Annotated in this window: 9 protein-coding genes; 8 read left to right on the top strand and 1 reads right to left on the bottom strand. The window is 61.6% G+C overall.

What is annotated here, in order from left to right; all coding sequences use genetic code 11:
- The first annotated feature begins 7 nt into the window (after positions 1 to 7).
- The 8 genes from ACQRBT_RS18550 (at position 8) to ACQRBT_RS18515 (ending at position 13173) form a co-directional block, all read left to right on the top strand.
- Positions 8 to 991, top strand: coding sequence for a fimbrial protein (locus ACQRBT_RS18550; RefSeq protein WP_412046306.1), 984 nt, complete (start codon positions 8 to 10; stop codon positions 989 to 991).
- A gap of 59 nt (positions 992 to 1050) precedes the next feature.
- Positions 1051 to 3849 (top strand): ATP-binding protein, encoded by a 2799-nt coding sequence (locus tag ACQRBT_RS18545; protein WP_412046514.1) that lies wholly within the window; start codon positions 1051 to 1053, stop codon positions 3847 to 3849.
- Positions 3836 to 5029: an EAL domain-containing response regulator gene (locus ACQRBT_RS18540; protein ID WP_060756867.1), complete on the top strand. Its 1194-nt coding sequence runs from the start codon at positions 3836 to 3838 to the stop codon at positions 5027 to 5029. Before ACQRBT_RS18545 ends, ACQRBT_RS18540 begins: the two co-directional genes overlap by 14 nt.
- Positions 5030 to 5112: 83 nt before the next feature.
- A complete protein-coding gene (locus ACQRBT_RS18535; RefSeq protein WP_412046307.1) occupies positions 5113 to 8286 on the top strand; it encodes a hybrid sensor histidine kinase/response regulator in 3174 nt (1057 codons plus the stop codon).
- Between the two features lie 23 nt (positions 8287 to 8309).
- A complete protein-coding gene (locus ACQRBT_RS18530) occupies positions 8310 to 8957 on the top strand; it encodes a response regulator (RefSeq protein WP_060756869.1) in 648 nt (215 codons plus the stop codon).
- A gap of 195 nt (positions 8958 to 9152) precedes the next feature.
- Complete coding sequence (locus ACQRBT_RS18525) at positions 9153 to 9758, top strand: fimbrial protein (protein ID WP_060756870.1); 606 nt, start codon at positions 9153 to 9155, stop codon at positions 9756 to 9758.
- A gap of 72 nt (positions 9759 to 9830) precedes the next feature.
- A complete protein-coding gene (locus ACQRBT_RS18520) occupies positions 9831 to 10571 on the top strand; it encodes a fimbrial biogenesis chaperone (RefSeq protein ID WP_412046308.1) in 741 nt (246 codons plus the stop codon).
- Positions 10572 to 10656: 85 nt separating this feature from the next.
- Complete coding sequence (locus ACQRBT_RS18515) at positions 10657 to 13173, top strand: fimbria/pilus outer membrane usher protein (RefSeq protein WP_412046309.1); 2517 nt, start codon at positions 10657 to 10659, stop codon at positions 13171 to 13173.
- Positions 13174 to 13185: 12 nt separating this feature from the next.
- Here the strand turns inward: ACQRBT_RS18515 and fecE are convergent, their stop codons facing one another.
- Positions 13186 to 13974 carry a Fe(3+) dicitrate ABC transporter ATP-binding protein FecE gene (gene fecE / locus ACQRBT_RS18510; protein ID WP_412046310.1) on the bottom strand — a complete coding sequence of 263 codons (789 nt, stop codon included), beginning with the start codon at positions 13972 to 13974 and terminating at the stop codon, positions 13186 to 13188.
- Between the last annotated feature and the right edge of the window lie 2 nt (positions 13975 to 13976).

The raw sequence follows: 13976 nt of genomic DNA, 5'->3' as shown, positions 1-13976 counted from the left end.
GGCACCTATGTCACTCATCAAACGTGTTCTCCCATTCTTACTGTGGGGCTGCGCCGCGCTGCCCGCCACCAGCCATGCCCTATCCTGCGTGGAAGATGGCAGCGGCGCGTACGAGGACATCAACCCCCTGGGTACCTCGCTGGCGGTGGCGGCCGACGCGCCGGATGGCACAATCATCTGGGAGTCAGGCCCACGCTCCACGAATGTACTGTGCAAGGATGACCGCAACCACGGCCGCGAGGAAGTGTATTTCTACGTCAACCCGGCCAGTGTCAGCATCGGCCAAGGTATCCGTGTGGGTATTCGCTACAACAATGCGCCAATCACCCAAAGCACCGGCAAGGTCGGTACCGGCTTCTTCTCGGACCATGGCTGCAACTTGTCCAACTGCACCGGTTGGGACAAGGCGCGCTTCACCCTGAACTTCAGTGTGTTCATCGAGAAATATGGCAAGACACCGCCCAATGGTCAGGCCAGCACCCTGGCCAAATACCGCGTATTTCAACTCGACGGGGTACGTGGACAGAACACCAACCCCAACAGCAACCTTAACTACATCGTCACCGGTATGAACGACATCCGTTTCGTGCCCTGCGCGCCCGAGCTGACTATCACCCCCAGCGTGGTCAACTTCCCCACGCCTTCGCGCACGGCGCAGATCGGCGCGGTGGCCAGCACCGCGAATTTCAACCTGAGCCTGCGCAAAGCCTGCGACACGCCCTACACCGTCAACGCACGTTTCGCCACCACCCCGGGCGGCGGCAGTGTGATCAACGGATTGCTGGTGCCGGCCAACAACAGCTCGGTCGGCATCTCGTTGTCGCGTGCCGAAAGCGATCAGCGTTTGCCGTTCAATGACTGGTTCACCTTGCAGACGCTGATGGGTTCCGGCCAGGCGCGCAATGATTTTCGTGCGGACTTGAGCTGGCGCACCCTGCCGATTCCCGGGGCTTTCGAGGCGGCGGTGGTGGTCGACATGTTCTACAAGTAGCTGGCGACTTTAAGGATCGTCTTATGCCACTGGCAGCGATCTGCCACTACTCTCTGTCGATGCGATTGAAAAGTTATCTGCTCCAGATCAACCCCGTCCTCTCCCGACCCGAAGCAGCCAGAAGGCTGCTTCGTACGTTTGCCACCGTGTTACTGATTGGTATCTTGAGCGGCGTCTATACCTTCCTGTTGTCCACCTTCAACAACGATATCTCCCAACGACGCGGCTACATGAGCAGTGCCATCGCCGAGGCACATACTTTTTTCACCAATCGCGAGGCCCTGCTGGAAAGCCTCAGCCTGTCGGCGGTGCGCAAACAGTCACGGATCTATCCGCCGTCCCCGGAAGAAGAACATCTGCAACTGGGCGATATCCCTGGCAACCAATGGAGCATCTGGCTGACCGCACGCATGCGCGACTACCTGAAGGCCCGGCAACTCAACCTGCTCTACGTGAACGCCGGCCCCAGCCCGCAGGTGACCCGCCTCTACAACTCGACCGCACAGGTGCTGCCGACGTCCAAGTGCATGCTCAACCGCCTCAAGGCCCTGCAATACCGCGACCCGAGCACCCTCGGCGAGCTATGGCTGAGTGACAGGACCGAGCACCACTCGCACCTGTACGTGTTCATCCGCCTGGACGAGCGCGATGTCAATTCAGGTTGGCTGGGCCTGGAGATGGAGAGCCGCGAGGTCTCCTCGACGCTCAGCGACCAGAGTGCCGGCGAGTTCATGATGCTCAACTCCCAAGGCATGCTGGTCTTCACCAACAGTGCCGATACACGGCTGAGCCAACAGCGCCTCAAGCCGGGCGAAGACAGTTTTTTCGGGTTTGTCGGCAATGGCTGGCTACCCGACCACTTGGTGATCCGCAAGCATTTGAAATCCTCCGACTGGCAACTGATGTATTCCATTGATCTGCGCGCGGTGGTCACCGGTCTGTGGAAACAACTGCTCGGTTCATTGTTGTTCTGCCTGTTCAGCCTCACGCTGATCTGGCTGGTGATGCGCCGGGTTGACCAGCGCTTCATCATCCCGTCGATCCATCGCATCCAGGCCCTGATCGAGAGCGAAGCCTTTGGCCGCGACGTCATCCAGACCGCGCCCGTCGCCTTGTGTGTACTGCGCCGTACCGACGGCCAGGTAGTGCTGGAAAACACCCTAGCCCAGCAGTGGCTCGGCAACGGCCCGGAGCGCGAAGCCCTGCGCGACAGCTGGATCGAGCAAGCCTTTGCCGGCGAGCCTTGCGAACGCAGCGACTACTTTGAAACCGTCGACGGCCGGCATCTGTACTTGAGCAGCGCGCCGACCCGCTACAAGGGTGAAGACGTGCTGTTTTGTGCCTTCAGCGACCTCAGCGCGCGCAAGCAGGTCGAGGCTGCACTGGAAGAGGCCAGGCAATCGGCGGACGCCGCCAACGCCGCGAAAACCCTGTTCCTGGCGACCATGAGTCATGAGATCCGCACGCCCCTGTACGGTGTGCTGGGCACCTTGGAGCTGTTGGCCCGAACCCAACTGGATGCCCAGCAAAAAGACTACCTGCAGGCCATCGAAGGCTCGTCCGCCACGTTGCTGCAACTGATCTGCGACGTGCTTGACGTGTCCAAGATCGAAGCCGGGCAGTTGGCACTGGAGATGAGCGAGTTCTCGCCATTGGACCTGGTGCACGAAATCATCCAGGGCTATGCCGCAGCCGCCCAAGGCAAGGGTTTGCAGTTGTACGCGTGCTTGGACCCCAAGTTGCCCGAACGGTTGATCGGCGATGTGACGCGTATCCGCCAGATCCTCAACAACCTGCTCAATAACGCGGTGAAGTTCACCGATTACGGGCGCGTGGTGCTGCGAGTCAAGGTGCTCGGTCGCGACGGCGAGCGGTCCAGTGTGTTGTGGCAAGTCTCGGACACCGGCAAAGGCATCGCCCAGGAAGACCAGGCGATGATTTTCGAGCCGTTTTACCAGAGCGAAGGCAACACCAATGTGGTGGCCGGCACCGGGTTGGGCCTGCCGATTTGCCAACGCCTGACCGAGTTGATGAACGGCTCGCTGCGCATGGTCAGCGAGCTGGGCCTGGGGAGCAGCTTCAGCCTCACGCTGCCGCTGGAAGAGGCGCCCACCCTGCCGCTGAGCGCATTACTGGCCGACACCGTCTACGTCGCCTCGCCCATTCCGGAACTCGCCCACGCGATCAGCGGCTGGCTGCGTCGCTGGGGCGCACGGGCCCAGCCCGGCCTGCCGAACCTGCCCGACCACAACCTGCTGCTGCAATTGCACCCCGGCAGCGTCGACCCCCTGCTGGCACCCGACTGGCCGGGGCCGGTGATCCATGTCAGCAGTCACGCCAGCACCACCGTAGAAGCTGACAGCGGCGCGTGGCACGTCAACCTCAACCACCTCGGTGCCATCCATCAGGCTGTCAGCCAGGCCCAGGGGCTGTGGGTGGCCCGCAGCGATGAGCCGACACGCCAGAGCGACGTGGACGCCCTCAACCTGCACCTGTTGGTGGCCGAGGACAACATCATCAACCAACTGATATTGCGCGACCAACTCGAAGAACTCGGCTGCACGGTGGAACTGGCGGCCGACGGCCACGAGGCGCTGCTGTTGTACAGCGCCGGGCATTTCGACGTGGTGCTGAGCGACGTCAACATGCCCCACATCAACGGCTATGAGCTGGCGCGCGAATTGCGGCGCCAGGGCTGCACGCTACCGATTATCGGGGCCACTGCCAACGCCATGCGCGGCGAAGCCGACCTGTGCCTGGCCGCCGGCATGAACCATTGCCTGGTCAAACCCTTTGCGTTGCGGGCGCTGTTGAACGCCCTGGCACCTTATGCACGGACCACCCATGAAGCCCCTTAGTATTTTGATCGTCGAGGACCACCCCCTGCAGCACATCTACCTGCAGCACCTGCTCAGTGAGTTGGGGGATTTCAGCCTCGAAACCGCCGAAGATGGCAAACAAGCGCTGGAGCGTCTGCGCCAGCGGGATTTTGATCTGGTACTGACCGACCTGCTGATGCCCGGCATGGACGGTGTGCAATTCATCCAGTGCCTGGCCAACCTGCGCTGCAAGCCGGCGCTGGCGATCATGAGCGCGGCTTCGCGGCGCATGCTGATGGCGGCCAGCCTGGTGGCGAAAAACCTCGATGTCGAGGTGATCGGACTGATCTCCAAACCGGTCGCCGTCGACGCCCTGCGCAGCCTGGTGGAGCAACTCAAGACCAAGGTACACCGGCCCTCTCCCGCCCTGACCGAGTACCTGGATATTGACCGCCACACGCTGGTCCAGGCCATGGGCAACGGCCAGCTCCAGGCCTGGTTCCAACCGAAAAAGTCCCTGGCCAACGGCCGTATCGTCGCCGCCGAGGCCCTGGTGCGCTGGATGCACCCTGAGCAAGGCGTGCTATTGCCAGCCGCGTTCCTGCCGGCGATCAAGGCATTCGAGCTGGAGGAACGCCTGTTGTGGGTGGTCCTCAAGCAAGCCATCCATGCCCAGGAGCGTTGGCGCCAGCGCGGTTATGAAATACCCGTGTCGATCAATTTGCCCACCCACCTGCTCAACAGCCATGACCTGGCCGACCGCCTGCTGGAGTTCGTGCTGCACTACAACGGGATCCCGGGAATGATTTGCTTCGAACTGATGGAGTGCTCGGTACCGCAGGACATCAGTAACTTCTATGCCGGAGCGTGCCGCCTGCGTATCAAGGGCTTCGGGCTGTCCCAGGACGATTTCGGCAAAGGCTACAGCTCGTACCTGAACCTGGTATCCACGCCCTTCACCGAACTGAAGATCGACCAGGCCCTGGTGCAAGGCAGCCACGACAACGAAGGCATCGCCCAGGCCTTGGCGAGCATCATCGCACTGGGCCGCAAGCTCGGCCTGACGGTGGTCGCCGAAGGCGTGGAAACACCCCAGCAACTGGCCCTGTTACGCAAGATCGACTGCAATCAGGTGCAAGGTTTCCTGATTTCTCACGCGGTGTCTTCAGACCAATTTCAGCAACTACTGAACAATGATGGCCCCGCGACATCTCACTAGCTGGCGGCCCCGGATCATTTGCGCTTTATTAAAGAGCAAGCGCCCTCCAGTGCCGATCTATCCTGCGCCTGTGGACCCTCCTGATGAAGCACAACAACGCGATCCTCGAAGCCTTTACCCGTAGCTCTGCGCGCCTGAACAAAGGCCTGATGGTACTGATTGGAATCGCGTTGCTGCTGGTCCTCACCAATTACTGGTCACTGCAACGAGGCATCGAAACCCGCTACGGCGCGACGCGCTTTCACTTCACGCGCCTGATGGAAAACCTCGCGGAGCAGCAAACCTACCTCAAGAGCCTGACCCATCCGGGCATCCAGGCCGAACTGCTACGCGCCACCCACGTCCAGGTCAGCCTGAAAAGCCGTATGGTCGACAATCGCCGCACGCTGTACGAAGGCCAGAAGTATTCGTTTTCGGTGCCGTTCAGCGTCAAGTTCGATGAGCAGCAGGTGGGTGTCGCCTCCAGGCCGGCGATTTTTGCCTTGGGCGCGCACCTGACCAGCTACTACAGCGCTTTCTGGTCCTCGTCGCCGTACGAGGCGCCGCAAACCTTTCTGTCCAATCGCCAGACGAACTACACCATCACCATTCCGTCGGTGGGCTACCAGCGAAGGGAAGGCACCGAGGAAACCGGCAATCTGGTGACGTTGGTCAATGCGGTGCAACAGATCCTCACACAAACGCCGCAACCGCTCGAGCAGGATCGCGTGTATTGGCACACCGGACCCGAGCCCGAACACTTGCTGGCCTATATCGGCCTGCCACTCGAAGGCCAGGGCCAGACGGTAGTCGGCACCTTGCTCGATCTGTCGCAGGTCGACGACGTACAGCGTGCCCTCGATCACTCGGCGTTTGATCGCTTCACGCTGATTGCGCCGGACGGCGAGCGGTTGATCGGGCCTGCGACGCCGGCGTCACTCAGTGATGGTGTGCATTTCACCGCCAATGGCTTTCAATTCAAGATCACCCACTCAGGCGACCAGCCGTGGAGTGCGGTCTATGGCCTGAACTACTCGCACTTCTTCCACTCCGCCGTATGGCCGCTGAGTACCCTTGCGCTGCTGCTGGCCAGCCTGATCACCCTGGGTTGGGCCGGCAGCCGTTGGTATCGACGCCAGGTCATCGCGCCAGCGCGTCTGGCCCATGAACGCATAGCCGAAAGCATGGCGTTCAGCCGCGTCATCATCGACACCGCCCCCACCGGGCTGTGCGTGGTGCGGCGCAGCGATGGCAAGGTACTGATCGAAAACCAGCGCGCCCAGCAATGGCCGGGCACTGCCCGCCTGGTGGCGGCCATGGCCGGTCAACATGACCCTGCCGAGCATGGCGAGACGCATCTGGAGATCGAAGGCCGGCACCTGCAAATCGGCTTCGTGTCGACCCGCTATCAGGCCGAGGACGTGCGTTTGTACGCGTTCAACGACATCACCCGGCACATCGAAGATGCGCAATCATTGGAGGAAGCACGTCACGCCGCCGACACTGCCAACGAAGCCAAGACGCTGTTCCTGGCAACCATGAGCCATGAAATCCGCACGCCGTTGTATGGGGTGCTGGGCACCCTTGAGTTACTCGGCCTGACCAACCTGGACCCGCACCAGCAAACCTACCTGCACACCATCCAGCGCTCGTCAGCCACGCTATTCCAACTGATCAGCGATGTGCTGGATGTCTCGAAGATCGAGTCCGGGCAAATGGCGATAGAAGCCATGGACTTCTGCCCCCTGGACATACTCGAAGACACGCTGCACACCTACACCGCGTTCGCCCAGCGCAAGGGCTTGCAGCTCTACAGCTGCATCGACCCGCAGTTGCCTGACTGCGTAATGGGCGACCCGATGCGCATCCGCCAGATCCTCAACAACCTAGTGAGCAACGCCATCAAGTTCACCGACACCGGCCGTGTGGTCATTCGTGCCAGGGTGATCGGGCGCGACAGCGACAGCGTCGATCTGGAATGGCAAGTCACCGACTCCGGCGTCGGCATCCCCGAGGCACAGCAGGCCAAGCTGTTCGACCTGTTCTACCAGGCACCGGATACGGCCAGCGAAGGTGGCGCCGGCCTGGGGCTGCCGATATGCCGGTGGCTGGCGCAGATGATGGGCGGTGAAATCAGGCTGGTCAGCGAGCCGGGCCTGGGTAGCAGTTTTACGCTGAAAATCCGCCTGCCCTTGTGCAGCGGGGCACTGACCCACCCGCCAGTGATCGAACCGAGCCCCACGCCGGTGTACGTGCAGGCACCGGTGCGCGAACTGGCACAGTCGATGAGTGACTGGCTCAATCGCCTGGGCATTGCGGCCGACCTGGCGGCGGCCATCCAGGAAAAAGACAGCCGCCACGCGGTGCTGGTCGACCTGCTGCCCAGCGAGCCCCCCTGCCCCTGGACCGGCCCACGTGTACTCTGCCTGCCGGGCGCGCACAGCCCGCCACTGCATACGGCGCAAGGCTGGGTAGTCGATTTGCATGATGTACGCACCCTCGCCGCCACCGTGTCACTGGCGCAGCACGGCAAGTATGAGCAACCCGCAGCGGCACAGCCGCGCAGCGCCGGTCATTTGGGGTTGCGCATCCTGGTCGCCGAGGACAACCCGGTCAACCAGGCGATCATCAAGGAACAGCTAGAGGCGCTGGGTTGCTCGGTGACCCTGGCCGTCAACGGTGAGCAGGCGTTGCAACTGTGGCAACCGCAGGTCTTCGACCTGGTACTGACCGATGTGAATATGCCGTTGATGAACGGTTATGAACTGGCCAGGAAGCTGCGCGAGCATGATCCGCAGTTGCCGATCATCGGCGTGACCGCCAACGCAATGCGCGAAGAAGGCGTGCGCTGCCTGGCGGTGGGCATGAACGCCTGGATCGTCAAACCCTTGAGCCTGCAAACCTTGCGTGCGCAGTTGATCAAGTTTTGCCAGGCCAAGCCGCCGCCGGAGCGCGCCGTCGCGGTTTTCGATGACCGCGTGCAACTGTCGGACACGATGCGCCCCCTGTTCATCAGCACGTTGCGCCAAGACCTGCAGCAGATCGGCGCAGCCCTTGAGCAACGTGATGCGCACAGCCTCGGGCAGCGCCTGCATTCAGTCGCCGGTGCCCTGGGCGCCGTGCAGGCACTGGCGCTGTCCCAGGCCTGCATCGAACTGGAAAGTGCACTCAACAGCAGCAGCCTCAATACCGCACTGGTACTCAACGTGAAGGCGGTCATGCAGCGAATGTCGGCCATCCTGGAGACGCTCCAGCCTGGGCACACTTCACTCACTTGAACTGGCACTACGGACGGCCCCTTATGAAAACATTCAACGTGGTTATCGCGGACGATCACCCGATCGTGCTGCTCGGTGTACGCGAACTGGTGGAGCGTGATACGCGCTTTGCGGTCGTTGGCGAGGCTGTCTGTTCGGCGGGCTTGATCGAGTTGCTGCAACGCCAGGTGGTCGACATCGTGATCACCGACTACAACATGCCGGGCGACTCGCCCTACGGTGACGGGCTGAAACTGGTGGAGTACCTGAAACGGCATTTCCCGCAGGTGCAGATCCTGATCCTGACGATGATTTCCAATCACCTGATCCTCACCCGCCTGCAGGAACTGGGCGTGGTCGGCATCATCCAGAAAAGCCAATTGCACACCGAGATTCAACTGGCGCTCAAAGCCATTGCGCAACAAGGCGCCTATCACAGCCTGGAGCCGCCGAAGACCTCGGTGATCGAGACGCTGACGGCGATCGACGAACGCGTTTCCACGTTGTCACCCAAAGAGTTCGAAATCTTGCGCTTATTTATTGCCGGCATGAGCGTGAGTGATATTGCACGCTGCCAGAACCGAAGTTCCAAAACCATCAGCGCGCAAAAGATTTCAGCCATGCGCAAACTTGAAGTGAGCAGCGACCAAGACTTGTTGGCTTATTGCCTGGCCCGCAACATTTTCAACTAACAAGCACTTGCAAGCCATTCCTAGATAATGGCTTTGCCCTTTATTTACGGGCCTAAAAGCTGTTCAACCCGCGCAAACTTCCCGCCCCTCGTGCCACTTATAAGAATCGTCTTATTTGCCCGCCTGCCACTGCCCCTTACTCTTTGCGGGCAGTTCAACAACAGCATTTTCCAACTAACACTTACGGACATCATCATGAAGAAGTTTTCCCTGGCTGTTATCGCCTCGGCCATTATCGCCGCTTCCGGCAGTGCATTCGCCGCAGACCCGGTAACCCCCACTCCAACCCTGGGTGGCAGCGGCAAAATCACCTTCACCGGCGTGATCAACAACGATGCATGCTCGGTGGACGGCGCCAACTCCGACCGCACCATTTCGGTCGACATGGGCAACGTTTCGATCAAGGACATGGGCACCGCAGAAAACCCGGCTGCCGGTCGCGTGACCGCCAAAGACTTCAACCTGAACGTCAACTGCAACGCAGGCACCAAGGTCGCGATGATCTTTGACGCCAACAACGGCGGTTCGGGCCTGGTCACCGGCAAGAAAGTCCTGGCGCTGAACGCCGGCTCCGCTTCGGCGAAAAACGTCGGTATCGCCCTGCTCGACAGCAACGGCGCGCTGATCGATCTCAGCTCGCCATCCACGGCGCGCATTGAAAGCACCATTCACGGCCAAGGTTCCGAAGGCGGCGACGCCACCTTGAGCTTCGCAGCCGCCTACGTGACCACCGCAGCCGCCGGCTCGGCGGTTGCCGGTCGTGGTGATGCAACCCTGCCGTTCATCCTGCAATACGAATAATCGGCGCCCCGGCACCCGACGTGCGAGGCCCCGCGGCCTCGCCATTCCTTCTGATCACACTGGATAAACCTCATGCTGCCTCGTTCGATTGCCGCATGCCTGGGGCTGCTGGGCATGCTTATGGCGACCCAGGCCGGCGCCAGCATTTCACTGAACGCCACCCGCATCGTCTTCGATGGCGACCACAAGGAAGCCAACATCACTGTGCGTAACGGTAACCAGGATGTATTGGTGCAATCCTGGGTCGACATGAATGACGCCGGCGCCAGCCGTGCGCCCTTTGCGGTCACGCCGCCCCTGGCCCGCGTGTTTGCCAAGGAACAGCAACTGCTGCGCGTGCTGTATGAAGGCACCGGTATGCCCACGGACCGCGAGTCGGTGGTGTGGCTCAACGTCCAGGAAATCCCCAAGGCCAGTGAGGCCGAGAACACCTTGCAGTTGGCCATCCGCCAACGCATCAAGATTTTTTTCCGGCCTGCCGGGCTGCCCGGCAGTGCCTTGCAAGCCCCGGCACAGCTTGAATGGACATTGGTCCGACAAGGCGCGCAGACGCTGCTGAGCGTGAAAAACCCGACGCTGTATCACGTGTCGATGGCCGACATCAAAGTGCAGGCGCAACTGGCGAGCGACTCCACCATGATTGCGCCCGGCGAGCACAAGCAATTTTCGCTCGGTGCCCTGCCCACCAGCGGCCCGGTGCAATTGTCGTTCTACAGCATCAATGACTACGGCGCGCAGAATCACTACACCACGCCCCTTTCAAGCGGCGTTTCGGCCCCTGCACACGCCACTGAATCACGACTGGCCCCTTAAGCCTGCTCTCTAACCCCCAGGCGAATGCCGGGTGCGTATTTGCGTGCCTGCCTGTTCGCTGCCGGGGGACGTCAAAGGTCTTCGCATGTCTTCTCTTTCCAGCAACAGGCCCGTGCGTTGCGCACTGAAATTCAAGACACTGTCGTTGGCGATTGCCGCCAGCTTGCCGGCCTGGGTGATGGCCGATGAGGCCACCGAAGCCTTCAACACCACGTTTTTACAAGGTGGGCAGGCGGTCGACCTGCAGCAATTGCTCGCGGCCAACAGTGTGCTTCCGGGCAATTACCGGGTGGACCTGTTCAGCAACGAAGTGCTGGTCGGGCGGCGTGACATCGACTTCCTGCGCAACCCGAAAAACGGTCAGGTCGAAGCCTGCCTGACCCTCGACCTGCTCAAGCAACTGGGAATCGACATGGCTCGCCTGCAGGCTCAAGGCAAAATCGACCCTGAACATCCCACGCCCTGCTACTCACTGGCGCAGCTGATCGAAGACGCCAGCGTGCGGTACGACAGCAGCCGCCTGCGCCTGATGGCAAGCATTCCACAAATAGCCCTGCAACGTGGTCTGCGCGGCTATGTCGACCCGCAATTATGGGACGACGGCGTGCCGGCCGCGTTCATCAACTACCAACTCAACAGCAGCCGCACGGCCGGCGACTATCAAACCCGTGTCACCCATAACCTGGGCTTGCGCAACGGCATCAACCTGGGTGCCTGGCGCCTGCGCAACGAGTCGAATTTCAGTGGTGGCACCGCGCGCTCGAACACCTTCACCAGCAACCGTACCTACGTGCAGCATGACGTGACGGCGATCAAAGGCCAGTTCAGCGCCGGTGAGATCTTCTCCGATACCGACCTGTTCGACAGCGTGCGCTATCGCGGCGTGAAACTGGCCTCGGATGAAGGCATGCGCGCCGACAGCGAGCGCGGTTATGCACCCGTGATCCGTGGCGTGGCGCAGACCAACGCGACCGTGGAAATCCGTCAGAACGACTACATCCTCTACACTGCCAACGTAGCGCCGGGCCCGTTCGAGATCAACGACATCTACCCCAGCGGCTCCAACGGTGATTTACAAATCACCGTGATCGAAGCCGACGGCAGCCGCCGCGTGACGATGCAGGCGTTTTCCAGCCTGCCGATCATGGTGCGTGAAGGCCAGGTCAAGTACAGCGTCTCGGCGGGCACGTTCAAGAGCAATGCCGAGGGCCTGGCGACTCCCCGATTTGTCAGCAGCACCGTGGCATATGGCTTGACCAGCAGCCTGAGCGGCATCGTCGGTGTACAAGCCAGCGAGGCGTACAACGCGCTGTCTCTGGGAGCCGGCAAAAACACCGCACTGGGCGCGGTATCGCTGGATGTCACACACTCATCGAGCAAGGCCCGGGGGCAAACCACCCAGGGCAACAGCGTGCGCGCCCTGTATGCCAAGACCTTTGCCGGCACCGACACCAACTTCACCCTGGCAGCCTACCGCTACTCCACCGAGGGCTACCGCAGTTTCACCGACCACGTCGAAGACATCAGCGAAGGCGCGCGCGTACGCACCGGCCACTCCAAGACCCGCACCGACCTGACGATCAACCAAAGCCTCGGGCGTCATCGTGAATACGGCAGCCTCTACGTGAACGCCAGCGATCAGCGCTATTGGAACCGTGGCGGCTCCCAGAGTTTTTCCGCCGGCTATACCAGCAACTGGGGCGATGTGACTTACAACCTCGGCGTCACGCGTACCAAGCAAATCGTCACCTGGGGCGAACCCAGCGATGACACCCAAGTGAACCTGTCCATCTCCTTCCCGTTGGGCAGCCAGCCGCGTGCGCCACGAGCGTTCGTCACCACCAGCAGCAGCCGCGGCGACACCACCACCCAAGCCGGTATCAACGGCTACGTCGCCGACACCAGCGACACCTTTTATTCGGTGCAAGCCGGCCACAGCGACACCAGCGGCGATTCGGGCTCGGTGAACATCAACAGCCGGACCTCGGTAGCGGACGTCAGCCTGGGTTACAGCCAGGGCCAGGGCTACAACTCGCAGAACCTCAACCTCGCAGGCTCCGTGGTGGCCCACGCGGGCGGGATCAACCTGGGGCAGACCGTCAGTGAAACCTTCGCGCTGGCCGAAGTGCCCGGTATCAGCGGGGCAAAAATCGGCAGCTACAGCGGCGTCGAAACCGGCTACAACGGCTATGCGGTGATCCCCACGGCCCAACCCTACCGGGTGAACTGGGTGAGCCTGGACACCCGAGACCTGGGCGGCGATGTCGAAATCAGCAATGCCACGCAACAATTGGTGCCGCGCCGTGGCGCCATCGTTGTGGCGCACTACAGCGGCACCACCGGACGGCGGGTACTGTTCGAGTTGTTCGATGCCCAGCACCAACCGCTGGCGTTTGGCGCGTCGCTGGAAGATACCCAAGGCAAGCAACTGGCGATCGCCGATCCGAACGGCAACGCCCTGGCATTGGTGGAGCAGGATCACGGCACCTTGATCATCAAGTGGGGTGAACAGCAATGCACTGCGAGCTACGCGCTGCCACCGCAGAACAAGGCGCTGAACTATGAGCGCCAGGCGCTGGTGTGCAAGCCCCCGGCCGGTTGAGGGGGCCGAGCATCAATGCGTGCGTGCGCTCCTCTGCACCACGCACATGGGTGTACCTGCCACCGGCTCTTTGACGATCTGCACATGCACGTCGAACACCTGGTGCATCAACTCGGCACTGATCACCGCCGCTGGCGCGCCATCGGCCACCAACCTGCCGCCGTGCATCACCGCCAGGTGATCGGCGTAGCGACAGGCCTGGTTGATGTCGTGCAGCACGCTGATGACGGTCTTGCCTTCGGCAGCCAGTTCGCCCATCAAGTCCAGCAGTTCGACTTGATGGCTGATGTCGAGATAGGTGGTGGGTTCGTCGAGCAGCACCACCGGCGCATTCTGTGCCAGCACCATCGCCAGCCAGGCGCGCTGGCGTTGGCCGCCCGACAAGTCGGCCAAGGCACGCTCGGCCAGGGTGTCCAGCTCCAGGCGTTGCAGGGCCTGGGTCACGTGGGACTGGTCATTGCCGCTCAGGCGCCCCCACAGCGAGTTATGTGGGCTGCGACCATAGGCAACCAACTGGCGCACGCTGACCCCCTCCGGCACGGGCAACACCTGTGGCAGGAACGCGATCTGCCGCGCCAGTTGCCGAGCGGACAAGCTGGCATAGGGCTGCCCCTCCAGGGTCAGTTCGCCCTGGGTTGGCTTGAGGATACGCGCGAAGGCTTTGAGCAAGGTGGACTTGCCGCAGCCGTTAGGGCCGATCAACGCCGTGACCTTGCCCGTCGGCGGCGCGAACGACAAACCTTGCACGATGCGCGTTGCGCCATAACCGATATCGAGCTGGTGTGCCTTCAGAATACTCATGT

The organism is Pseudomonas sp. R19M (assembly GCF_050312585.1).
GTDB classification, from domain to species: Bacteria; Pseudomonadota; Gammaproteobacteria; order Pseudomonadales; family Pseudomonadaceae; genus Aquipseudomonas; species Aquipseudomonas palleroniana.
The sequence above is the reverse complement of the archived record's forward strand: the minus strand, read 5'-3'. Positions and strand labels throughout refer to the sequence as shown.

Bases quoted from the DNA above. Each gene is read 5' to 3' on its own strand.
- ACQRBT_RS18550 (WP_412046306.1), top strand. From the start codon at position 8: ATGTCACTCATCAAACGTGTTCTCCCATTCTTACTGTGGGGCTGCGCC.
- ACQRBT_RS18545 (WP_412046514.1), top strand. From the start codon at position 1,051: ATGCGATTGAAAAGTTATCTGCTCCAGATCAACCCCGTCCTCTCCCGA.
- ACQRBT_RS18540 (WP_060756867.1), top strand. From the start codon at position 3,836: ATGAAGCCCCTTAGTATTTTGATCGTCGAGGACCACCCCCTGCAGCAC.
- ACQRBT_RS18535 (WP_412046307.1), top strand. From the start codon at position 5,113: ATGAAGCACAACAACGCGATCCTCGAAGCCTTTACCCGTAGCTCTGCG.
- ACQRBT_RS18530 (WP_060756869.1), top strand. From the start codon at position 8,310: ATGAAAACATTCAACGTGGTTATCGCGGACGATCACCCGATCGTGCTG.
- ACQRBT_RS18525 (WP_060756870.1), top strand. From the start codon at position 9,153: ATGAAGAAGTTTTCCCTGGCTGTTATCGCCTCGGCCATTATCGCCGCT.
- ACQRBT_RS18520 (WP_412046308.1), top strand. From the start codon at position 9,831: ATGCTGCCTCGTTCGATTGCCGCATGCCTGGGGCTGCTGGGCATGCTT.
- ACQRBT_RS18515 (WP_412046309.1), top strand. From the start codon at position 10,657: ATGTCTTCTCTTTCCAGCAACAGGCCCGTGCGTTGCGCACTGAAATTC.
- fecE (WP_412046310.1), bottom strand. From the start codon at position 13,974: ATGAGTATTCTGAAGGCACACCAGCTCGATATCGGTTATGGCGCAACG.